The sequence below is a fragment of the Kocuria sp. genome (assembly GCF_030538595.1).
Taxonomy (GTDB): Bacteria; Actinomycetota; Actinomycetes; order Actinomycetales; family Micrococcaceae; genus Kocuria.
On the sequence record NZ_JAUNTS010000008.1, the window covers coordinates 1 to 23,163 of the forward strand.

Annotated in this window: 19 protein-coding genes; 2 read left to right on the forward strand and 17 right to left on the reverse strand. The window is 63.2% G+C overall.

The window, feature by feature from the left end; all coding sequences use genetic code 11:
* Positions 1 to 521: 521 nt before the first annotated feature.
* The 7 genes from tyrS to Q4G32_RS08030 all read right to left on the reverse strand — a co-directional run bounded on the left by tyrS (position 522) and on the right by Q4G32_RS08030 (position 10,108).
* A complete protein-coding gene (gene tyrS, locus Q4G32_RS08000; protein ID WP_303350587.1) occupies positions 522 to 1,832 on the reverse strand; it encodes a tyrosine--tRNA ligase in 1,311 nt (436 codons plus the stop codon).
* Positions 1,833 to 1,901: 69 nt separating this feature from the next.
* A complete protein-coding gene (locus tag Q4G32_RS08005) occupies positions 1,902 to 4,187 on the reverse strand; it encodes a HelD family protein (protein WP_303350588.1) in 2,286 nt (761 codons plus the stop codon).
* Between the two features lie 57 nt (positions 4,188 to 4,244).
* A complete protein-coding gene (locus tag Q4G32_RS08010; RefSeq protein ID WP_303350710.1) occupies positions 4,245 to 4,751 on the reverse strand; it encodes an adenine phosphoribosyltransferase in 507 nt (168 codons plus the stop codon).
* Between the two features lie 85 nt (positions 4,752 to 4,836).
* Positions 4,837 to 5,499 (reverse strand): DNA-3-methyladenine glycosylase, encoded by a 663-nt coding sequence (locus tag Q4G32_RS08015; protein ID WP_303350589.1) that lies wholly within the window; start codon positions 5,497 to 5,499, stop codon positions 4,837 to 4,839.
* A gap of 1 nt (position 5,500) precedes the next feature.
* On the reverse strand, positions 5,501 to 6,949 hold the full coding sequence (gene argH / locus Q4G32_RS08020) for an argininosuccinate lyase (protein WP_303350590.1): 1,449 nt from the start codon (positions 6,947 to 6,949) through the stop codon (positions 5,501 to 5,503).
* Positions 6,950 to 7,315: 366 nt separating this feature from the next.
* The gene (locus Q4G32_RS08025) at positions 7,316 to 8,527 is read right to left on the reverse strand and encodes an argininosuccinate synthase (protein WP_303350591.1); all 1,212 of its coding nucleotides are present in this window, start codon (positions 8,525 to 8,527) and stop codon (positions 7,316 to 7,318) included.
* 63 nt (positions 8,528 to 8,590) lie between these two features.
* Entirely contained in the window at positions 8,591 to 10,108 is a 1,518-nt protein-coding gene (locus Q4G32_RS08030) for a long-chain-fatty-acid--CoA ligase (protein ID WP_303350592.1), read from the reverse strand.
* Positions 10,109 to 10,182: 74 nt separating this feature from the next.
* On the opposite strand from Q4G32_RS08030, the gene Q4G32_RS08035 reads away from it, so the two are divergent.
* A complete protein-coding gene (locus Q4G32_RS08035) occupies positions 10,183 to 10,620 on the forward strand; it encodes an ankyrin repeat domain-containing protein (RefSeq protein WP_303350593.1) in 438 nt (145 codons plus the stop codon).
* A 20-nt stretch (positions 10,621 to 10,640) separates the two neighbouring features.
* On the opposite strand, the gene Q4G32_RS08040 is transcribed toward Q4G32_RS08035, so the two are convergent.
* From Q4G32_RS08040 to argC, 8 genes are all read right to left on the reverse strand, one after another.
* The gene (locus tag Q4G32_RS08040) at positions 10,641 to 10,862 is read right to left on the reverse strand and encodes a hypothetical protein (protein ID WP_303350594.1); all 222 of its coding nucleotides are present in this window, start codon (positions 10,860 to 10,862) and stop codon (positions 10,641 to 10,643) included.
* 26 nt (positions 10,863 to 10,888) lie between these two features.
* Positions 10,889 to 12,409: a long-chain-fatty-acid--CoA ligase gene (locus tag Q4G32_RS08045; RefSeq protein ID WP_303350595.1), complete on the reverse strand. Its 1,521-nt coding sequence runs from the start codon at positions 12,407 to 12,409 to the stop codon at positions 10,889 to 10,891.
* Between the two features lie 32 nt (positions 12,410 to 12,441).
* Positions 12,442 to 12,945 (reverse strand): arginine repressor, encoded by a 504-nt coding sequence (locus tag Q4G32_RS08050; RefSeq protein ID WP_303350596.1) that lies wholly within the window; start codon positions 12,943 to 12,945, stop codon positions 12,442 to 12,444.
* Complete coding sequence (gene argF, locus Q4G32_RS08055; protein ID WP_303350597.1) at positions 12,942 to 13,901, reverse strand: ornithine carbamoyltransferase; 960 nt, start codon at positions 13,899 to 13,901, stop codon at positions 12,942 to 12,944. The genes Q4G32_RS08050 and argF overlap by 4 nt, the downstream gene beginning before the upstream one ends.
* A 62-nt stretch (positions 13,902 to 13,963) precedes the next feature.
* The gene (locus Q4G32_RS08060) at positions 13,964 to 15,253 is read right to left on the reverse strand and encodes an acetylornithine transaminase (protein WP_303350598.1); all 1,290 of its coding nucleotides are present in this window, start codon (positions 15,251 to 15,253) and stop codon (positions 13,964 to 13,966) included.
* On the reverse strand, positions 15,250 to 16,269 hold the full coding sequence (argB, locus tag Q4G32_RS08065) for an acetylglutamate kinase (RefSeq protein WP_303350599.1): 1,020 nt from the start codon (positions 16,267 to 16,269) through the stop codon (positions 15,250 to 15,252). The genes Q4G32_RS08060 and argB overlap by 4 nt, the downstream gene beginning before the upstream one ends.
* A gap of 54 nt (positions 16,270 to 16,323) precedes the next feature.
* Entirely contained in the window at positions 16,324 to 17,505 is a 1,182-nt protein-coding gene (gene argJ / locus Q4G32_RS08070; RefSeq protein ID WP_303350711.1) for a bifunctional glutamate N-acetyltransferase/amino-acid acetyltransferase ArgJ, read from the reverse strand.
* A 38-nt stretch (positions 17,506 to 17,543) separates the two neighbouring features.
* Positions 17,544 to 18,596: an N-acetyl-gamma-glutamyl-phosphate reductase gene (argC, locus tag Q4G32_RS08075; protein ID WP_303350600.1), complete on the reverse strand. Its 1,053-nt coding sequence runs from the start codon at positions 18,594 to 18,596 to the stop codon at positions 17,544 to 17,546.
* 147 nt (positions 18,597 to 18,743) lie between these two features.
* On the opposite strand from argC, the gene Q4G32_RS08080 reads away from it, so the two are divergent.
* A complete protein-coding gene (locus Q4G32_RS08080) occupies positions 18,744 to 19,703 on the forward strand; it encodes a quinone oxidoreductase family protein (RefSeq protein WP_303350601.1) in 960 nt (319 codons plus the stop codon).
* A 20-nt stretch (positions 19,704 to 19,723) separates the two neighbouring features.
* Here Q4G32_RS08080 and Q4G32_RS08085 read toward each other — a convergent pair whose 3' ends face one another.
* Positions 19,724 to 20,449, reverse strand: coding sequence for a hypothetical protein (locus tag Q4G32_RS08085; RefSeq protein ID WP_303350602.1), 726 nt, complete (start codon positions 20,447 to 20,449; stop codon positions 19,724 to 19,726).
* Between the two features lie 136 nt (positions 20,450 to 20,585).
* Positions 20,586 to 23,162 carry a phenylalanine--tRNA ligase subunit beta gene (pheT, locus tag Q4G32_RS08090; protein WP_303350603.1) on the reverse strand — a complete coding sequence of 859 codons (2,577 nt, stop codon included), beginning with the start codon at positions 23,160 to 23,162 and terminating at the stop codon, positions 20,586 to 20,588.
* Between the last annotated feature and the right edge of the window lies 1 nt (position 23,163).

A 23,163-nucleotide genomic window follows, 5' to 3' on the forward strand; every position in this document is an offset into this window, starting at 1 on the left:
CCCCCGGTGCATCGACGAGGACAACACCAAGGGCGGGTAATCAACCAAACAACAACAAATTATTTGGTATCAACAAACATGAAACACTATTGAGTTCTCAAACAACAAACCAGTAGAACCAACCACCCACCAACACGGCAGACAACCAGAACCCCGGGGCTGTGTGCTGCGATTTTTCTCATCGCTGCGGCCCGCAACATTACTCATCCTTCACATCTTGTGCAACTCACCGTTGAGGCAAGTTCTGCACATGTCAGATCACACCCGATTGAGGTGACGTGGTTGCTGAGATGAACAGTGGTCTTGGACCGAAGCGCCGGGTGCTGGTGGGCCTCTTGGCCCTGCCAGCTCCTCGCGGCAACAGATGAAAACACTACACCTGCCGCAGCACCCCCGCAACCGCCAAGTACCCCGGGGCCGGGTGCCCTCTGTCACAATGGCCTGGCACCAGTACTGGTGCCAGGCCATTGCCTGCTGTGGGCCAAGCACCTGGTGAGGGTGCCCCAAGAATCAGTGCGCCATCATGGAGTGACGGTCACGATCGCCATGTTCTTCTTGCCGCGTTTGACCAGCGCGTACTTGCCGTGGAGTAGCTGATCTGGCAGCAAAACGGCATCGGCACCGGAGACCTTGACATTGTTGACGGAGACCCCGCCGTCGTTGAGAGTCCGCCGCGCCTCAGACTTGGAGGCGGACAGTCCGGTGGCCACCAGTACATCTACCAAGGACAATTGGTCCCTGGTCACTGCAGCGGAGGGCAATTCACGCACCAGATCAGCCAGCGTTGCCTCATCCAACTGCGCAAAGTCGCCCTTGCCGAACACGGCCTCGGATGCGGCAATGGCCTGACGGGTTGCGGACTCACCGTGGACCAGGGTGTTCACCTCAGTTGCCAAGAGCTTCTGGGCTTCGCGGCGGAACGGTTCCTCCGCCACCTTGCGCTCCAGCTCGGCGATCTCCTCCCGGGTGCGGAACGTGAAGACCTTGAGGCGGTCAATCACGTCAGCATCTGCGGTGTTCAACCAGAACTGGTAGAAGGCGTAGGGGGAAGTCATCTCCGGGTTCAGCCAAATGGCGTTGCCTTCTGACTTGCCAAACTTGGTGCCGTCCGAGTTGGTGATCAGCGGCGTGCCGATGGCGTGGACGTTCACACCTTCGGTTTTGCGGATCAGCTCGGTTCCTGCAGTGAGGTTGCCCCACTGGTCCGATCCACCCGTTTGCAGCACGCAGTTGTAGTCCCGGTACAGGTTCAGAAAGTCGTTGCCCTGCAACACTTGGTAGCTGAACTCTGCGTAGGAGATGCCTTCCTCCGAGCTCAGCCGCTTGGCCACAATCTCCTTCTTGATCATGGTGCCCACGCGGAAGTTCTTGCCCACCTCACGCAGCAGATCAATGGCGGAGAGCTGAGATGTCCAGTCCAGGTTGTTCACCATGCGCGCGGCATTGACGCCATCGAAAGACAAGAAACGTTCGATTTGTTCGCGCAGCTTGTCCACCCACTCGGCCACCACTTCACGGGAGTTCAACACCCGTTCCGTGGTTTGCCGGGGATCGCCGATCAGCCCGGTGGAGCCGCCCACCAACCCCAGGGGGATGTGCCCGGCCAGTTGCAAGCGCCGCAGCGTCAACAGCTGCACCAGATGGCCCAGGTGCAGGGAGGCTGCGGTGGGATCAAATCCGCAGTAATAGGTGACCGGATCGCCTGCGAGCACTTCCTCCAACGCAGCTTCATCGGTAGAGACGTAGACCAAGCCCCGCCACTTCAGTTCCTGCCAAACGTTGGGGAAGGAGGGATCGTTGTGCTGTTGCTCAAAGTTGATACGTTCCGTCACCCTCGCAAATTTACCAGCCGCCCCCAGACCAGTTCACCGGTGCCGTACCGCAGAAAGCAGCACCGAAGACTACGACGCCAGCAGTCCCGCCGGCAGGTCACCGGAACCGATGACCCGCAACCGCTGAGTGGGGCGAGTCATGGCCACGTACAGCGAGCCAACGCCGTCGTATTCCCGGATGATCTCCGTGGGCTCCACCAGAATCACGGAATCGAATTCCAAACCCTTGGCCTCCCAGGTGGAGAGCACCACCACGTGATGATCTATCCGCCGCATCCCCGCCCCCACCTGCCCGGGCATCCGGTCAGACAGCACGGCACCCAGCTGTTGCACACGATCTTCGGGAGCAATCACAGCCACCAGTCCCCCGGCCACAGCGGCAACCTCAGCCTCAGTCTGATCGGCCACCACTTGCGCCAGGCGCTCCGCATCCGTGTCCGCAGGCAACTGTGTGACCACGGGAGGTTCACCCTCCCTAACTGCCTGTGGGGTGGAGATCTCCAAGCCGGCTGCGCGGGCCACCGCCACTGCGGCTTCAGAAATGGCAGCCGGGGTGCGGTAGTTGACCGTGAGTTCATCCAGCACAAAGCGGTCCCCCACAAAAGGTTGCAAGGCTGCTTCCCAGGAGGTTGCTGCCGTTGCGGACCCACCCTGGGCAATGTCTCCCACCACGGTAAAAGACTTCATGGGACAGCGGCGCATGAGTACCCGCCACTGCATGGGCGTGAGCTCCTGCGCCTCATCCACCACCACGTGGCCGTAAGCCCAGGTCCGATCCGCATGAGCTGCTTCAGCAGCAGTCATCCGGTACTCAGATTCCGCATTGAAAGCAGTCAGGTCCGCCGCGGTGACCACACCGTCCACGCCAACATCCTCCAAGGACTGGTGCATGTTGTAGAGCGCCTTTTCAGCGTTCTCCGTGGCTTTGGCGCGTTCGGCCTCCGAAGTCCGGAAACGCACCCCGGCTTCCTCCAGATCACCCAGCAGCTCGGCCGCCTCATCCAGCAGAGGCACATCTGCCACGGTCAGATCAGCCTCTGCATCGCGGGCCAGGAGGTCGCGCTGACGCTGTGAATAGTGCCTGAAAGCCGAATCCAGGTAGTGCCGCTTGGCGAACAGCTGCCGCACCAAGGTCTCCGGGGACAGCGGCAGCCAGCACAGATTCAGCGCCTTGCGCACCTCCGGAGCCTGGCGCAGATCCTCCATCAAGTAGGAACGATCCATCACATTGCCCGAACGTTTGTTCAGATCCTGACCCAGCTTCTCCGCCAGTTCCCGCAGAACGATCTTCACGAATGTGGTGCGCGCCTGATTATGCGGTTTGCCGGTGGCACGGGCCTTGTCCCGTGCGCGACGCACCAGTTTGCGCGGAAGCACTACATCGTAAGAATCGGCGCGCAGCACCTGATCCTTGGCGGGAACCTTTTGCCGATCCCTGACCGCCTGCCGGATCACCTCCGTCATGTCCAGGCTGGCCTTGATCCGAGCCACCTCACGGTCGCGCTCGGGCGCACCGTGAATCCCCGGGTACAGGTCCGCCAAGGAGGACATGACCACACCCGTCTCCCCCAGGGACGGCAGCACCCGGTCGATGTACCACAGGAACGACGACGACGGACCGACAATCAGTACCCCCGACTTACGCAGCCGCTCACGGTGTTCATAAAGCAAATACGCCGCACGGTGCAGTGCCACGGCGGTCTTACCAGTCCCGGGGCCGCCCTGAACCACGTGCACGCCCGGCAGCGGTGCACGAATGATGCGGTCTTGTTCGGCCTGGATGGTGGAGACAATGTCCGTCATCCGTCCCGTGCGTTTGGAGTTCAGTGCCGCCAACAACGCCCCTTCACCCTGCAGCACGCCCTCTTCCCCCAGCATGGTGGGGTCCAGTACGTCATCCTCGATGGCGGTGACATCGCGGCCATCCAGGATCAGATGCCTGCGGCGTCGCACTCCCATGGGATGCCGCGCGGTGGCCTGGTAGAACGCGGCGGCTTCCCGAGCGCGCCAGTCCACCATCAATCGCTGATGGTCCTCCGTGGCCAACCCGATGCGTCCGATGTAACGGGGGTGATCGCCGTCGTCATCCGTGGCATCCAGGCGCCCGAAGACCAGCCGATGATCCACGGAGTTCAGCTGCGCCAAGCGGTCTTCATAATGCGTGGCAAAGGCGTCCCGCTCGGAACGGCTCTGGTGATTGCTGCCGGTCTCGGTGCGGCGCACCTTGGCCAGCTCCTCAGACTTTTCGGTCCGCAAAGCGTCCAGGCGGGCGTAGAGCACCCGCACATACTCGCGTTCCAACTCCAGTTGGCGTTCCACCGCCTGGGATGCCTGCGTGGTGGTGACCTCGGTCATGGGAATGTTCTCCTCCGCTGAATACCGGCCCACCATATTAGTCAGCTACCGGGCAACTCACACCCGGTAGAGCGCACGCACCCGGTGTCCACCCAGTTTGGCCCGCCCGCGCAGCTCAGTCAGTTCCATCACCAAACCAAAGCCCGCAATGTGAAGCCCAGCGCGATGCAACAGGTGACCGGTGGCCTCCAGCGTGCCACCCGTGGCCAGCAAGTCATCCACCACCAGGACTCGGGAACCCCGCGGGAGATCGTCCGTGTGCACCTCCAGGGTGGCCGAACCGTACTCCAGCTGGTAGCTCTGCTGGTAGGTCTCCCGGGGCAGCTTGCCCTCCTTGCGCACCGGCAGCACACCGCAACCAGCGGTGTTGGCAATGGCACCGGCCAGCAAAAATCCACGGGCCTCGACCCCGGCCACGCAGTCAAATTGACCGTCGAAAGCATCCGCGAGCGCATCCACCGTGCGCTTGAATCCAGCGCCGTCTGCAAACAACGGAGTGAGGTCTCGGAAAAGCACCCCCGGTTCCGGATAGTCGGGGATCTTGGCACACAAGCGGTCGATCATCTGCTCAACGGATTCGGAAGGCTGTGCGGTCTGCTGCTGATTCACACGCGCCATGGTAGCGGCTTGTGGGCCTGTCAGGCTCAGCTCAGGACTGTGCCGACCGCCGACGTACTGCCGCAGCCCGGTACGGGGACACGGTTTTGTCCCCGACGGCGGCAAAACGCCACGGAAACTGTTGCCCGTCACCGCCCGGACCGGACACCCCAGTGCGCGCTGTGACCACCGCGTCCACGGGTTTCTGCGCCAACTCCAGGTGCACGCCGGGAAGGTGAGGGTCGGAGGTGAGCGGAGCGCCGTCGTCGGCCAGGGTCAGGCCCAGCGCTTGGGCCACGTTGCCCGGACCGCGGGCCAGCGCCGCGTCCGGCACGGGGGTACGACGGCGAGCCGAACGACGACGTCGCGCCAACTCCACACCCTCCACCACCTCACCGGCGCGGATCAGGCAGCCGCCAGCCGTTCCCTCCGGGCGGCACACCAGGTTCACGGCGTGGTGCATCCCATACGTGAAGTACACGTAAATGTGCCCAGCCGCTCCAAACATGGAGGAGTTGCGGGCGGTACGGCCGCGGTAGGTGTGTGCGCCGGGATCTGGCAGGTCGGAGTCCTGTGGCCCACCGTAGGCTTCAACCTCGGTGAGGCGCAGCGCCACGGTGCCCTCAGCGGTGGTGTGACGCAGAATGGCGCCCAGGAGTTGGGGCGCCACCTGCGGTGCGGGTTCCTGCAGCAGGGCCAGCAGAGCGGGGTCCACGTCAGGAGGCAATGACCGGCTGACGATTCTCGAAGCTCTCCAGGGCTGCCACACGCTGTTTGAGCGCTGCCAGCTGGTGGGCCACGGCCTCCGGGCCCGTTCCCCCTTGGGATGAGCGGCTGTTCAGGGAGCCCTCCAGGGTCAAGACTTCCCGCACGTCCGGGGTGAGGCGCGGATCAATGGCGGCAAAATCTTCATCGCTGAGATCCCACAGTTCAATCTCGCGCTGTTCGCACACGCGCACGGCGTCACCGGAAATTTCGTGGGCGTCCCGGAAGGGCACCCCCTGGCGCACCAACCATTCGGCAATATCTGTGGCCAGCGCAAAGCCCTGCGGCGCCAGATCAGCCATCCGCTCGGTGTTGAAGGTCAGGGTGGCCACCATGCCGGAGACAGCCGGGAGCAGGACTTCCAGCTGGTCAATGGCATCAAAGACCGGTTCTTTGTCCTCCTGCAGATCCCTGTTGTACGCCAGTGGTAGGGCTTTGAGGGTGGCCAGCAACCCCGTCAAGTCGCCGATCAGCCGCCCGGCCTTACCGCGGGCCAGCTCTGCCACATCAGGGTTTTTCTTCTGCGGCATGATCGAGGATCCCGTGGAGAAGGAGTCATGCAGCGTGGCAAAGGAGAACTCCTTGGTGGCCCAGGTGGTGATCTCCTCCGAAATCCGGGAGACATCCACGGAGAGCATGGCGCAGACCCACGCGAACTCGGCGTACACGTCACGGGAGGCCGTGCCGTCAATGGAGTTGAACACCGCGGAGTCAAAGCCCAGTTCATCGGCCACGGCGTTGGGGTCCAGTCCCAGCGTGGAACCCGCCAACGCCCCGGAGCCATAGGGAGACACCGCAGCGCGGGCATCCCAGTCCACAAAACGTTCGACGTCGCGCACCATGGCCCAGGCGTGCGCCAGCAGGTGGTGGGAGAGCAGAATCGGCTGGGCGTGCTGCATGTGGGTACGCCCCGGCATGGGCGCATACGGGTGAGCTTCCGACTGGGCGATCAACGCACGAACAACGTCCAGGAGGTTCTTGGCAATGATGGAGGCGTGATCGCGCAGATACATCCGCCCCAGGGTGGCGATCTGGTCATTGCGTGAGCGTCCCGCCCGCAGCTTCCCACCCAGTTCCGGTCCCGCACGCTCGATCAAACCGCGCTCCAAACAACCGTGCACGTCCTCATCAGATTCCGCTGGGGCATAGGCACCAGAACGAACATCCGTTTCCAAGCGGTCCAGGGCGTCGATCATGCCTGCCAGTTCAGAATCATCCAGCAGCCCCGCCCGGTGCAGCACCCGAGCGTGCGCACGAGAGCCTGCGATGTCGTACGGAGCCAACCGCCAATCGAACTGCGTGGACTTGGACAGTGCCGCGAGCGCCTGATCCGGCCCACCGGCAAAACGCCCACCCCACAGCGCACCCTCATTGGTCCCGTGCTTGACGTGCTCGGTCATGCTTCCCCTCGTGTTGCGTCCAGAAATACTGGAACCAGAATACGTGCCTTCACCCGCGTGCTAACGCTCACCCTCCTTAGCCTGCTTCCCGAAAGCTCTCACCGCTGCGGCGGGCGAATTGGTGGGGGCTTCCTTGACCTGCTTCGCTTGACGGTCTACGGAAGCCCCCACCAACCCGCCCTCGGAGGTAGTCCAGGATTTCCTATGGGCAGAAGACGACGACGGGCGCCCTCCGTAGGCCGTCAAGCGAAGCAGGCCAAGGAGGGCGCCCGTCGTCGTCAGTGTGAAACGGGAGGTGGCAGAGGTCCCGCGGACCGTCAAGCGAAGCAGGTCAAGGGGCCTGTGCCACAGCCGGTGTACGAACGATCAGAGACCGTCGGCGGCCAGGCGCTGGTCGCGGGCGGAGGCCACCTTGGAGGACATGCCGAAAAGTTCGATGAACCCGCGGGCCTGGGACTGATCGAACGAGTCGCCTTCGTCGTAGGTGGCCAGGTTGAAGTCGTACAGGGAGGTGTCCGAACGGCGCCCGGTCACAGTGGCTTTGCCTGCGTGCAGGGTCATGCGGATGTCGCCGTTGACGTAGCGCTGGGTGTCGTCCAGGAACACGTCCAGGGACTTCTTCAGCGGGGAGAACCACTGGCCGTCGTAGACCAGTTCGGTCCAGCGCTGACCCACGGTCTTCTTGAAGCGGGCCTGTTCGCGTTCGATGGTGACGTTTTCCAGCTCCTGGTGAGCGGCGATCAGGGCCATGGCACCGGGGGCTTCGTAGATTTCACGGGATTTGATGCCCACCAGACGGTCTTCAACAATGTCGATCCGGCCAACACCCTGTGCACCGGCGCGGCGGTTCATCTCCTGGATGGCTTCCAGGGGGGTCACGGGGCGGCCGTCGATGGCTACGGGGATGCCCTGGGAGAAGGTCAGCACCACTTCATCGGGTGCCGGGGCAAAGGCGGGGTCATCCGTGTAGTCGTAGACGTCCTTGGTGGGGGCGTTCCAGATGTCCTCCAGGAAGCCGGTTTCAATGGCGCGGCCCCACACGTTCTGGTCAATGGAGAACGGGTTTTTCTTGGTGGTGGCAATCGGTAAATCGTTGCGCTCGGCGTAGTCGATGGCCTTTTCGCGGGTCAGAGCCAGGTCACGAACGGGTGCAATGCACTTGAGGTCCGGGCCCAAGGTCTGAATGCCCACCTCAAAACGGACCTGATCATTGCCCTTGCCGGTGCAGCCGTGGGCCACGGTGGTGGCACCGAACTTCTTGGCGGCATCCACCAGGTGCTTGACGATCACCGGTCGGGACACTGCGGAGACCAACGGGTAGGAATCCATGTAGAGGCCGTTGGCTTTCAACGCCGGCATGCAGTATTCGTTGGCGAACTCGTCACGGGCATCTGCCACCACGGCCTCCACGGCACCACAGTCCAGGGCTCGCTGGCGGATGGACTCCAGATCCTCGCCGCCCTGTCCAACGTCCACGGCACAGGCAATGACCTCCGCTCCGGTGGCTTCACCGATCCAGCCGATGGCCACGGAAGTGTCCAGACCGCCTGAGTAGGCGAGTACAACGCGCTCGGTCACGAAAATTCTCCTTGATGTCAGTTCGCTCGACGTTTGTGCATGACTATACACACCACAGTGTATTTATGCACTGCTGCCGGTTCGCACGGCTCCGCGGTCCACTTCAATACTGCGTTTGAGGATTTTGCCGGTGGGTCCCTTGGGCAGGGATTCCACAATCTGCCACACCCGCGGCACTTTGTAGTTGGCCAATTGCGCCCGCACGTGCTCATCCAATGCTGCCACCACAGCTTCCACGTCCTCCGGCTGCTCCACAAAGGCGACGACGGCGGCCACCTCCTGCCCCAGTCGCTCGTCCTCCACGCCGATCACGGCGCATTCGGAGACACCGTCAAACTCAAAGATGACTTCTTCAACTTCACGCGGATACACGTTGTAGCCACCGCGGATGATCATGTCCTTCATACGATCCACAATGTAGAACAGGCCGTCCTGGTCCTTACGGCCCAGATCTCCGGAGTGGAACCACCCGTCCCGGATGGCCTCCGCCGTGGCTTCTTCTTTTCGCCAGTATCCGGCCATGACGTACTGGCCAGAAATGGCGATCTCTCCCACCTCCCCCACGGGTACTTCATCCCCCAGTGCGTCCACCACACGCAGTTCGGCACCGCGCACCGGAGTTCCTATGGAACCGGCTGCGCGGGGTCCGTCGAACTGGTTGAAGCACACCACGGGTGAGGTTTCGGAGAGCCCGTAGCCCTCCAACACGGGAGCGCCAAACATCTTTTCCGCCCGGCGCAACACCTCCACCGGCAGCGGCGAGCCCCCGGAAATCAGCCCGCGGATGTGCGGGAACTCCTCAACCTTGCGCTTCACAGCCTCCTGGACCATGGCGATGTGCATGGAGGGCACCGCAGCCACCAATGTCACGGCGTCGCGTTCCAGAACGTCCACGGCTTTGACGGGTTCAAATCTGGGGAGCAAGGTCACGGAGGCCCCAGCTGCAGCCACGGCATTCATGGCCACGGTCTGACCAAACACATGGAAGAACGGCAGCCCGCCAAACATCACATCCCCGGGTGTGATGTTGAACAGCTCCACCACCAGCTCCGCATTGGTGCGCATGTTGCGGTGGGTCAGCATGGCTCCCTTGGGGCGTCCCGTGGTCCCGGAGGTGTAGAGCAGCACAGCGACGTCGTCCTCGTCTTTCGGTGCAATCTCACCGTGAGGTTGCTCTGCGGCAATCTCAGCCAAGCTGCCCGGCAGCACGGTGATCACGGTGCGATCCCCGGCGGCCTCCGCGGCGGTCTGCGCCATGGTTTCCCAGACCACCACCGCCACCGCTTGCGAATCTTCCAGGTGATAGGCAACTTCACGCTGAGTCAGCAGCGGGTTCAGGGGAACCACAATCGCCCCGAGTTTGAGGATGGCGTTGTAGATCACCGGCACATGGGGAACGTTGGGCAGGATGATGGCCACGCGGTCGCCTTCGTTCACGCCTGCGCGCGCCAACTGGCCGGCAAAGCAGGCGCTGAGCTGATTCACCTGAGCAAAGGTCAGCTGGGAGTCGTCAAGTTTGACCATGACCCGGTCTGGATGTTCAGCAGCGGTGATGGTCAACAAGGTGGCCAAATTGGTCATGGAATCCTCCCGAAAACTGATCGTGACGTGCGCCACAGTCTAAGGGTGTCGGCGGGACGGAACACAATGGAGGCATGAGCCACCACAATTCCCACACCGCCTCACAGGACGCAGGAGGCACCCCGGAGCTGACCCCCGCTGAGTTGGAACTGCTGCAGTCCATGTTCGATGCCGCACGCGAAGGCAGAACGGAGTACCTGGCTTCCGCCGTGGAGCAGGGGGTGCCCGTGAATCTGACCAACGGCAAGGGTGACACTTTGCTGAACCTGGCGGCCTACCACGAGCACCCGCAGACAGTGGCCATGCTCCTGGAACACGGTGCGGACACGGAACGCGTGTCAGACATGGGCTTCACGGCCTTGATCTGCGCGGTGTTTCGCGGCAACCAGTCCATCACCCGGATGTTGCTGGAGGCTGGTGCCCGCCAGGACACCGGGTACCAGCACGCGCAGGACGTGGCCCGTGAATTCGGGCGCGCCGAGGTGTTGGAGTTGTTGATCCAGTATGGGTGACATGCGCCAAGGTCACTCATTCAGGGGGCAAAGACGAGCATCACCGCAAACAAAACAGCTATTACAGCTATGGAAATAGCCATGGCAACGTAGCGATGCGACAGTCCCGCCGTAATGGCACCGCCGAGCGCCACAGGGGTGGACAGCATCCACCATGTGCTTTGGAAGTACAGACCGATGACCAGGACAAGCACCGCGATCACCGTCAGGGGCCACGCCAGAACTCCACACGTTTCACGCATAAGTCCTAGTCTTTCATGCTTTTTGCCTATTCCACTGTGATCTCACGCTTGAGGATTTTGCCCGTGGGGCCCTTGGGCAGGGCCTCCATCACCCGGTAGTGCTTGGGGCGCTTGTAGACGGCAAGACCCTCCCGGGCCGCGTGGCGCAGTTCGGTCACCACGGTGTCAGCATCGGCGTCGTCGGTGAGGACAATGCAGGCCACCACGTCCTGCCCCACGGTGATGTCTCCCTGGCCCACCACCGCAGCCTCATGGACCGCGGGGTGTTCGTAGAGGATTTCCTCGATTTCGCGGGGATACACGTTGTAGCCGTTGTGCAGGATCATGTCTTTCTTGCGGTCCACAATGAAGAACCGGTCGGTTTCATCCTGCCTGCCCACGTCCCCGGTACGGAAGAACTCACCGGTGAAGGACTTTGCGGTGATCTCCGGCTGTTTCCAATACCCGGCCATCACAAACTGTCCGCGGACCGCCAGTTCACCGATCTCACCGCGCGGGACCTCCCGGCCGGAATCGTCAAGGATCCGCACCTCCGCGCCTTCACACGCTGTGCCGATGGACCCGGGCACACGCTCATTCACGGGATGGTTGAAGCACACCACGGGTGAAGTTTCGGACAGCCCGTAGCCTTCGTACAGGGTCACTCCGAACAGAGTTTCAAACTCTTTGAGCACCTCCACCGGAATGGAGGCCCCGCCGGAGATGGCATTGACCAACGCTGGGTACTGCTCACGATCAGCGCGCTGGAGGCTGTTGACGGCCACGAACATGGACGGCACACCCACAAATCGTGTGATCCCGTGCGCCTTGACCTGTTTGAGAACCGACCGCGGTTGGAAGGCGGCCACGGCACTCACGCTGGCTCCCACCGCAATGACGGCATTGAGGACCACGGTCTGACCGAACACGTGGAAAAACGGCAGCGCTCCCAGGAACACGTCCTCCGGACGGTAGTCGAACATCCGGGTGGTCATCCACGCGTTTGAGCTCAAATTGTGGTGCGTCAGCATGGCGCCCTTGGGAGTACCTGTGGTCCCGGAGGTGTAGAGCAGCACTGCCAGGTCATCGTCACCGCGCTGCACCATTTTCGGGCCAGCACCGGTGGAGGATTCGGCGGGAAGGTGGCCATCGGCGTCGCGGGTAGTTCCTGCGGCCGCATCCAGGGTGAGCACTGCAATCTCTTCCCGCATTCCATCCACCACAGCGCGCACCTGCTCCGCCATCACCTGGAAGACCAGGACGGCGCTGACCTCAGCGTCCCGGAACAGCCCCTCCAGTTCGCGTCCGGTCAGCAGCGGGTTCAGTGGGACCACCACGGCTCCGGCTTTGAGGATGCCGTAATAGGCAATGGGCATGGCCGCCACATTGGGGGCGATCACCGCCACCCGGTCCCCCGGTTGCACACCCAGGTCTTGCAACTGCCGGTGCATGGCGTCCGTGAGCTGATCCAACTGCCGGTAACTGATGGACTGCGTCTCACTGCGAAAAGCAGTGTTGTGCGGATGACGCTGAGCTGAATTGGTCAGGAGTGTGGCCAGGTTAGTCACAGAAAATCCTCGGGTTGCGGATCAGTACGGGGTCAATCACGAGTGGTCAGCGCTAGGAAGTGCGCGGCCAGTTCTTGCCCGCCATCCGGGTCGCGGGTGACCACCATGATGGTGTCATCTCCGGCAATGGTGCCCAACACGGGATGCAGAGTTGATTGATCAATCACGGAGGCAAAATACTGGGCCGCCCCCGGCGGGGTGCGCAGCATGACCAGGTTGGCAGATGCCTCCGCGGTCACCAGGAGTTCCTTGCACAAACTGGCCAACCGTGCGTCCAGGGCTTCAGAAATCTTCTCCCCACCCACAACGACGTCGCCGGAGCCCGGTTGCGGGACCGCGTACACCAGAGTGCCGGAGGTGTCCCGAACCCGTACCGCTCCCAGTTCCACCAGGTCGCGGGAAAGCGTGGCTTGGGTGACCTGCAACCCGTCCTTGCCCAACAGTTCCGCCAGCTCGGCCTGGGAATGCACGGACCCAGCTGTCACGAGCGCCACGATGCGAGCCTGGCGAGCCGTTTTGGTGGCTGGAATGCTCACGACTGCACCGCTGCATTGCCCAGGTTGTAACGCCCTGACTGGGCCAGCAACCAAATCATCAGAGCCTTCTGCGCGTGCAACCGGTTCTCAGCTTCATCAAAAACCACCGACTGCGGGCCGTCGATCACCTCAGCCGTCACCTCCGAACCCCGGTAGGCCGGAAGGCAGTGGAGGAAAATGGCCCCTGCCGCCGCCTGATCCATGGCGGCCTGATCCACGGTGTAGGGCCGGAACACCTCAGCCCGGTCGGCCGTCTCCGACTCCTGCCCCATGGAAATCCAGGTGTCCGTACAGACCACATCCGCCCCGGCCAGAGCCTCGGCCGGATCAGTGGTGACCAACACCTCCGCTCCCGTCTCCTGCGCCCGTTCCCGTGCCGCCTCAACAACGGCGGGATCAGGCAAATACCCTTCCGGACCGGCAATGCGAACGTTCATTCCAGCGGTGGCCATCCCCAACGCATAGGAATTGGCCATGTTGTTGGCAGCGTCCCCCACGTAAGCAAAGTTGAGCCCCTGAGTTGCCCCCTTGTGCTCCCGGATGGTCTGCAAATCCGCCAAGATCTGGCAGGGGTGGTACTCATCCGACAGTGCATTGATCACGGGCACCGTGGCGTGCTCAGCCATCTGGTCAACACCGGCCTGAGAAAAGGTCCGCCACACGATCAGCGAAACCATGCGCGAAAGCACCCGGGCGGTGTCAGAGATGGACTCCTTCACCCCCAGCTGAGCCTCGCCCGGGTTCACGATCAACGGTTGTCCGCCCAGGTCTGCAATGCCCGCAGCAAAGGAGAAACGGGTCCGGGTGGAGGTCTTGTCAAAAATCACGGTGGCGGTCTGCGGACCGGCCAGGGGTTGATGCCGCCAGCGCTCAGCCTTGACCTGGTCTGCCAGATCAAGAACCTCCGCTTGTTCGGCTGGAGTCAGGTCGGTGTCCCGCAGGAAATGCCGCAGCATGGTGATGCTCCTGGTGTTGTGATGTTCGTAAGGGTCGGTTTGGTGATGATCCGGGCCAGGCCTCAAGCCTGTTCGGCTGCCTGCCGGGCCTGCGTGATGATCCCGGGCAACGCGTTGACAAAGGCCTCGGCCTGATCCTGGCTCAGGTTCAGGGCCGGGGCCAACCGGAGGGTGGCAGCCCCCGTGCTGTTGATGATGAAGCCCTGCGAGCGCGCAGCGGCCACCACGGCTGCACCCAGCGGTGATCTGGCTTGCTCACTTTCAGGGCGTTGATCGCTGAGGTCCGCGCCGATGAGGAACCCGTGGTCACGGACCTCCTGGACGTCCTCCAGACCGTTCAAGCCGTCAGCCAGCACCTTGGAAACAGAACGAACGTTTGTCATCAGATCTTCATCCTGGATGACGTTGAGTGTGGCAAGACCAGCTGCTGTGGCCAGCGGGTTGCCACCGAACGTGGTGCCGTGCTGTCCGGGGGTGAGCAAGTCGGAGACCTCTTGGCCCACGGTGATCATGGCACCGATGGGGAAGCCGCCACCGAGTCCCTTGGCCAAGGTGATCGCATCCGGCAGTTCACCGGGGTTCAGTTGCGCAGGTGCGGCCAACCACTCGCCAGTCCGCCCGATTCCGGTTTGCACCTCATCCACGATCAACAACGCTGCGTGTTCGCGGGTCAGCTCCCGGGCCCGCTGCAACCATCCTTCCGGAAGGACGTGCACGCCTTGCTCCCCGCGAATGGGCTCCACAATGACTGCGGAAACCGTTGCGTCCATGACCGCTTCCAGGGCTTCAAGAGTGGGATCAATGTGGATCACGCCTCCGGGCAGGGGTTCAAAAGGTTCGCGGTAGGCCTTCTTGGCGGTCAGTGCCAAAGCTCCCATGGTCCGCCCGTGGAATGACCCGTTGACGGCCACCACCTTGGTGCGCGGGCCATCCGGTCCCGGGTTGTGCCGGCCGTTGCGGCGGGCCAGTTTGAAAGCCGCCTCATTGGCCTCCGCCCCGGAGTTGGCAAAGAACACATGTGAACCATGAGGCGCGCCGGCGATTCCCAGAAGACGATCTGCCAGTTCGATCTGCTGCGGGGACGTGAAGAAATTGGAGACATGGCTCAAGGTCTGAGCCTGCTCGCTGACTGCCCGCGACCACGCAGGATGAGCGTGCCCCAGGACGTTGACGGCAATCCCGCCCAGGAGATCCAGTAGTTCTTCACCATCTGCATCCCAGACTCGGGAGCCTTCACCACGAACCAGAACAGCTTGCGGGGTACCAAAAACGTTGAGCAGGTGGGACTTGTACCGATCCAGAAGTTGCTCTTGCGTGAGCGCAGGTGCGGTGTTGGCTGGGACGGCACTCATGATGTCTTTCCTTGCGAGTCTGGGACAATGACCTGAAGTGCGGCCGTGTCCGCCACGGGTGTTTCCAAGGTGGGGGCAAGCACGGATGGGGGCACGGCCGGGGCGGTGCCGTCCGCGCGAACTTCAGTGCCAATGCCTCGGTCGGTGAAGATCTCCAGGAGAACCGAATGGGCCTCCCGCCCATCCACAATGGTGGCTCGCCCCACGCCACCGTCCACGGCTGCCAGAGCAGCTTCCATCTTGGGGATCATTCCCGATTGCAGGGACGGCAAGAGCTCACGCAGTTCACCTGCGGTGAGGGAGGCAATCAAAGAGTCGCGGTCTGGCCAGTGGGCGTAGAGCCCTTCCACATCGGTCAGGGCCACAAACTTCTCAGCCTGCAGTGCCACCGCCACGGCAGCCGCTGCCGTGTCCGCGTTGATGTTGAGCACTTCCCCGGTCACATTGCCGTGTGCATCCACCTCCGGGGCAATGGAGGAGATCACCGGGATGTTGCCGTTGGCAATGAGGCGGCGCAGAGGTTCCGGATTCACAGAGACCACTTCACCCACATGGCCCAGGTCCACTTCCTCCCCGTCCACCACGGTTCCCCGCCGCACCGCGTTGAACAGGGAGGCATCCTCCCCGGAGAGTCCGACGGCGTACGGCCCGGTTGAATTGATCAGGTACACCAATTCACGCTGCACCTGTCCCGTGAGCACCATGCGGATGGCATCAATGGCTTCCCGTGAGGTCACCCGCAATCCACCACGGAACTCGGATTCAATGCCCAACCGATCCAGCATGGCGTTGATCTGCGGTCCGCCGCCGTGAACGACCACGGGCTGGATGCCCACCGAGCGCAAAAACACCATGTCTGCGGCAAAGGCTCGGCGCAGTTGGTCGGAGACCATGGCATTGCCACCGTATTTGAACACCATGGTGCTGCCGGAGAAACGTGTGATCCACGGCAGGGCCTCCATCAGCACACCGGCCTTGAGCTTGGCGGAGGCGAATCGGTCCATGGGGGTTGTCATGGGAATCTCCAGGGTTTGTGGCGGGAGAGGTGGGTGCACGGCTGAGCATGCAGCTCAGGTGGAGTAGGCGCTGTTTTCTTCCACGTAATCGTGGGTGAGGTCGTTGGTCCAGATGGTGGCCTCATGGGCGCCGACTTTGAGGTCAATGAGAACTTCCACCTGGCGCTGTGCCGCCAGGTCAACGCCATCACGTGAGTCACCGATCATGCCGTCACGGCACACGGTGACGCCGTTGATGGTCACGTCCAACTCATCGGGGTCAAAAACGGCCGCCGTGGTACCCACCGCTGAGAGCACCCGTCCCCAGTTGGGATCATTGCCGTAGATCGCGGTCTTGAACAGGTTGGAGCGCGCCACAGCTCGGGAGACTTCCTCCGCATCAGCTTCTGTCACCGCGTTGTACGTGGTGATCAGGATGTCGTGGCTGGCACCTTCGGCATCCCGGATCAGCTGTGAAGCCAGGCTGTGACACACAGCGGTCAACGCCTGTAAGAACTCGGACTCATCCACAGCCGCACGGCTGGCCCCCGAACCCATGAGCACCACCGTGTCATTGGTGGACATGCACCCGTCTGAATCCGTCCGGTCAAAGGTCTGAGCGCAGGCTTCTTCCAGGCACCGTTGCAACACAGATGACTCCAAGGCTACGTCCGTTGTGATCACCACCAACATGGTGGCCAACCCCGGAGCCAGCATGCCCGCACCCTTGGCCATTCCGCCCACGCTCCAGCCTTCACTGCTGTGACAGGCCGCCTGCTTGGGCACGGTGTCCGTGGTCATGATGGCTGTGGCGGCGGCCAGTCCGGCGTCGTCGTCCTGCGCCAATGCTGCCACCACCGGAGGCACACCGCCCCGAATGGTCTCCAGGTCAAGTTGCTCGCCGATCAGGCCCGTGGAGCAGACCACCACATCCCCTGCACCGACCTCCAGGGCTTCCCCCACCAACTCGGCGGTGGTGTGGGACGTTTGGAAGCCTTGCGGTCCGGTGCACGCATTGGCACCCCCGGAGTTGAGCACCACGGCGCGGGCAGCACCGTCCGCCACCACTTGACGGGACCAGTGAACGGGAGCCGCCGCCACCCTGTTGCTGGTGAACACCGCGCCCACGCTGGCCCGGGGGCCGTCGTTGACCACCAGGGTAAAATCCGGCTTGCCGGAGGTCTTGAAGCCGGCTGTCACCCCGGCGGCCCGGAAGCCTGTGGCTGCGGTCACCCCGCGGTCCGTGGCAACGGGCATTCCAGCGCCCGGGTTCTGAGACGGGTGTTGGTGGGTGTTCACGGCGCCACTCCCTGCTGTGTCAAACCGGTCTGCTCAGGCAGACCCAAGGCAATGTTCATGGATTGAATGGCACCACCGGCGGTGCCCTTGGTCAGGTTGTCCAGAGCTGCCACCACGATCACACGCCCGGCGCGTTGATCCGTGACCACCTGGAGCTGTACGTGGTTGGAACCCAGGACAGCTTGTGTGGTGGGCATCTGTCCCTCCGGCAGAACGTGCACAAAGGGCTCCTCCCGGTAGGTGTCCAGATAGAACTGGCGTAACTGCTCACCGGAAAAGACATCGGTGAGGCGGGCGGTCGCCGTCGTGAGAATGCCACGCGGCATGGGCGCCAAGGTGGGGGTGAAGGAGATGGTGACCTCCCGGCCACCGGCCGCCCAGCTGAGCCCCTGCTCGATTTCCGGTGTGTGCCGGTGCACTCCGCCCACGCCGTAGGCGGTCATGTTTCCCATGACCTCCGCCCCCAGCAAATGTGGTTTGAGGGCTTTCCCCGCCCCGGAGGTTCCGGAGGCCGCCACAATCACGATGTCCGTGGTCTCCACCGCCCCAGCTGCCACCGCGGGAGCCAGCGCCAGCTGTGAGCCGGTGGGATAACAGCCCGGGACGGCAATGCGCGACTGCCCCTCCAGCCGCTCCCGCTGCCGCGTTCCGTGGGGGTCCACAATCATCTCCGGAAGCCCGTACGGCCAGGTGCCGGCATGCTCCGAGCCGTAGAACTCCTGCCAAGCGGCAGCAGATTCCAAGCGATGGTCCGCAGCCGCATCAATCACAACAGTGCCCTCCGGCAACTGTGCAGCAATCTCCCCCGAACGGCCGTGCGGAAGGGCCAGAAAAACGACGTCGTGCCCCGCCAACGTCTGCACCGTGGACTCCACAAGAATCCGGTCTGCAAAAGCCTGCAAATGGGGTTGCAGATCGCCCAGGCGTTGCCCGGCGTTGGAGTGCGCGGCAACGGCACCCACCTGCACGTCAGGGTGGTTGGCCAGCAGGCGCAGAACTTCCCCGCCTGCATAGCCGGTGGCTCCGGAAACAGCTACCGAAATGGTCATGCCCACCACCATACGCAAAGTTATGCAGTCGTGTCGATATTTATACAAGTGCGGTGCGGTGGTGACAGCGATAGGCTCGGAGTTCAGGCCACGCGACCGTTGCGGTCACGCGGCGCAGCCACATGAACGGTGAGGAGCGGCAATCCCATGCGAGCAGTCCGAATTCACGAACACGGCGGCCCCGGTGTCCTAACGCTCGACGAAATCCAAGACCCCACACCGCAACCCGGCCAAGTCCTGGTGAACACCGTGCGCACCGGCGTCAACTTCATTGAGACCTATCAGCGTGAGGGTGTCTACGACGTCGAGCTCCCCTTCCTCCTGGGCTCCGAAGGCAGCGGCGTGGTAGAGGCTGTGGGCGAAGGCGTCACCCAACTTTCCGTGGGTCAGCGCGTGATGACCTCTCAGGGGTCAGGCACCTACGCCCAGAAGTTCCTGGTCAATGCCGAACAGGCCGTTGCCGTGCCTGATCACATCAGCGACGACGACGCCGGCGCGCTCCCCCTGCAAGGCTTCACCGCGCATTACCTCACCCGTTCCACCTACCCCGTGGGTCCTGAAACCACCGCCGTGATCACGGCCGCAGCCGGTGGGGTGGGCGGGCTGGCCATCCAGTACATGAAGCAGCTGGGGGCAACGGTCATTGGGCTCACCTCCAGCCAGGACAAGGCGGACACCGCACGCTCACTGGGCGCTGACCATGTGTTGCCCTATGACGGTTTTGCCGACGCCGTCATGGACCTCACCCAGGGCCAGGGTGCAGACGTGGTGTATGACTCCGTGGGCAGAACAACATTTGACGAGTCTCTGGCTGCAACCACAACACGCGGCACCGTGGTGCTCTTTGGTGGCGCTTCCGGGCAGGTTCCACCCTTTGATCTCCAACGACTCAATGCCATGGGATCGCTGTACGTCACTCGACCGTCACTCAATGCCTACTTGCGTTCCCCGGAGGAACTGCAGTGGCGCGCGAATGACCTGTTCCAAGCCATCCAGAACGGGTTGACCGTGCGAGTGGGCGGCAGCTATCCGCTGGAGGATGCAGCCTCCGCGCACACAGACCTGGAATCACGGGGCACGCAGGGCAAGTTGCTGCTCACGCCCTGAGACGTGGTGCCGCCCAGGCCCTAACCGCGGTCCCGGCGGCGCAACCACACGGCGCCCCCAATGCCTGCTGCCAAGACCACCAGCGCGGCGCCGGCCAGCAACCAGCCCTTGACCTGCTGCTGGCTCACGCTGCGGTCCGTCACGGCTCCGTCCAGGCTGCCCTGCTTCTCCGTGGCCAGCACCTGAAGGGTGCTGTCTTCCACGCCCAGCACAATGTCTGCGCTCTGTTCAAAGTCATTGGTGACTTCACCCACGTCCGTGCCGCGCACCTCAACGGCCTGGCCCGGGCGCGGGAAGATGGGATCGGCCATCCCGGAGTCGAATCGCTGGTTGGCGATCTCGGCATCGTCCGGGAGGGCAATCTGGTACACCGGGTTGAAGCCCGATCCTTCCAGGGCATTGGTCATGTTGGTGTAGTGCCCGCTGACCACCCAGGTGTCGTTGGCCCACCCGCGCAGTTGATCAGCACGCTGGAACGCGTTGTAGGAGAAAGCCACCAACAGTACGGCCAGCAGCAGCCCCAGGATGGCAACACCCACCGATGACCAGGTCACGGAGGAATCGCTCACGGTCTCGGAATCCAGGCGGTTGAACCCCTGGAGCGGGTCATCTCCGCCAGCACCCGAGCCTTCCGCGGCGGCATCCAAGGGGGAATCAATCTCCTGGTCCTCGCGTTCGGGCACGGCGTCCCCGCCGAGCACGTCGGACTGCTCGTTGCCATCGTCAAAGAGGTTCTGTTTGTCCATGTTTTACTCCTACCGGACCCGTGATCCCAGCTGTGGCGGGTTTGAACCCATCAACACTGCGATCCACGGACTGGGGTTGGTTACGTGCACCGTGCCGTGGGCTCCACGCTATCGCGCGGAGCCCATTCTGCACCGCTCAGCCGCGCAGTACCGCACCGTGACGTTGGGCGGCCAAATCCACGGCGGCTTGGCGTGATGCGGAGGCTTCATCGGCGGTCAGCGTGCGATCCGGCGCCCGGAATCGCATGGCAAGGGCCACAGACTTCTGACCCGCAGGCAGCCGCTCTCCCTGGTAGACGTCAAAAACCCGGACGTCCTCCAATAGCTCACCGGCACCTTCTCTCAGGGTTCGTAGCAACTCACCGGCCGGTAGAGCTTGGTCCACCAGCAACGCCACATCCTGCGTGGCCGCGGTCTGCACCGAAAGCTCTTGGGCCTGCACACCGGCGGGACGTGCCGCCACAATGGCGCTGAGATCCAGTTCCACCGCGCAGGTGCGTTCGGGCAGATTGCCCGCAGCAACCACCTGGGGATGCAACTCCCCGGCCCACCCCACGGGCTGGCCGTCCGGTGTGCTGATCTGCGCGGTGCGTCCCGGGTGGAAGGCCTGGTGGGCGCCCTGGGCAATATCCAGCTCCACGCCCACGGCCGCCCCGATCATGACCGCGTAATCCAGTGCGTCCCGCCAGTCCAGGGCATCTGGGCTCACCCCCGGCGACGGCGCAGCAGCCTGGCCCGCCAGCACCACAGCCACTCGCCACGGCTGGTCAGGGATACCGGCATTGAGATCTTCCAGGACCTCTTGATCCAGCTTGACGGCACCAGCCGGTACATGGGCCGAACCCAGCTGTTGGCCCGGCAGGAAAACCACACCGGCCTGGAACAGCGCCAAGTCACGGAAGCCCCGGGAGTGATTACGCCGCAGTGTCTCCAGCATGGCCGGCAGAAGGGAAACTCGCAGGTGGCCCTTGGTCTCTGCCATCGGATTGAACAGTTTGACGCTGGGCACCTGGGCCCCGGCCTGGGCGGTACCCCACAGCTGGTTCTCCGTTTGGGACACGAATGGATAATCCAGCACCTCGGTCAAGCCCGCCGCAGCCAGTGTGTTGAGCACACGACGTCGCCCCGTCTGGTCCTCCGTCAGACCCCGACCGGGCGGTGCCACCGGCAGGCGCGAAGGAATCTTGTGGTAGCCATCCAAGCGGGCCACTTCCTCCGCCAAGTCCTCTTGATCCACCAAGTCGGAGCGCCAGGAAGGGGGTGTGACCAGCCAGGCGTCGTCGTCGTTGGAATCTGCCTCCAGAGTGCAGCCGATCTGAGTCAGTAGCTGCTGGATGCGCTCGGGACTGTAGTCCACACCCACGCGCCGCGCGGGGTAGGTGGCGCTGAGACGAACCTGCTGCGGCTGCGGGCGCTGCTCAGTGCGGACGTCCCCCGCGTCGTTCCGTGCGGTGCCGCCGGCCAACTGGACCAACAATTCCACCGCGCGTTGTGCGGCAGCTGCCTGAATGGTGGGGTCCACACCGCGTTCAAAACGCTTGGAGGCCTCCGACGGCAGGCGGTGGCGCCGGGCCGAACGGGCAATGGTGATGGGATCAAAGTGAGCTGCCTCCACCAGAACATCCGCGGTCTGGCCGCCCACCTCCGTGCTGGCTCCGCCCATGACGCCTGCAACGCCGATGGGTCCGGAGGCATCCGCGATCAGTAGATCCTCCGGGTCCAGGGTCCGCTGTTTGTCATCCAAGGTGGTCAGCGTTTCCCCGGGCTGGGCACGGCGCACCGTGATCTTTTCCCGGACCTGCGCCAGATCGTAAAAGTGCAGTGGCTGGCCGTATTCGAGCATCACGTAATTGGAGATGTCCACGGGCAGGCTCAGGGAACGGATACCCGCCAGGCGCAGGCGGGATGCCATCCACGGCGGAGTGGGTGCCTGCGGGTCAATGCCGGTCACCACGCGGGTGACAAAACGGTCGCAGCCGGGAACTCCGTTGATGGGGTTCTGATCAGCCAGTTCCACGGGGAATCCGGCGTTGTCGTCGTCGTTGGTGTGCGGTGCGCGGTCGGCGGCGTCCAAGACAAAGTCGTGAAACGGTTGGTTCACCGCGTGGCTGTATTCGCGGGCCACGCCGCGGATCGAAAAGCCGTAACCGCGGTCCGGAGTCACGTTGATCTCAGCGGCCTGATCGTAGAGTCCCAACAGATCCAGGGCATCCGAACCCACCTCCGGATCCAAGCCGATCCGGGAGAGCACCAGGATGCCGTCATGATCCTCACCGATCCCAAGCTCCCGCACGGAGGCAATCATCCCGGCGGAGGTGTGGCCGTAAGTCTTGCGCGGGGTGATGCGGAAGTCTCCGTGCAGCACGGCACCGGGCAGGGTGACCACCACCTTGTCACCCACCTCAAAGTTGTGCGCGCCGCACACAATGCCCTGAACACCGGAAGGGTCAATACCCTTGCCGGTCAGGGGCTGTTCCTGGCCTTCCGGAACCACACGAACCTGGCACCAGTTCACGGTCTTGCCGTTGGAATGTTCCTCCGGCTCGCGCGAAAGCACCTGTCCCACCACCACCGGACCCTGAATCTGATCCGAGGGGCGGTGGACCTCCTCTTCCTCAAAGCCCACCGAAACCATGGTTTCCATAACCTGCTCGGCAGTGGCGTCTTCCGGGACGGGCGCGTACTCACGCAGCCATGACAACGGAACTCGCATT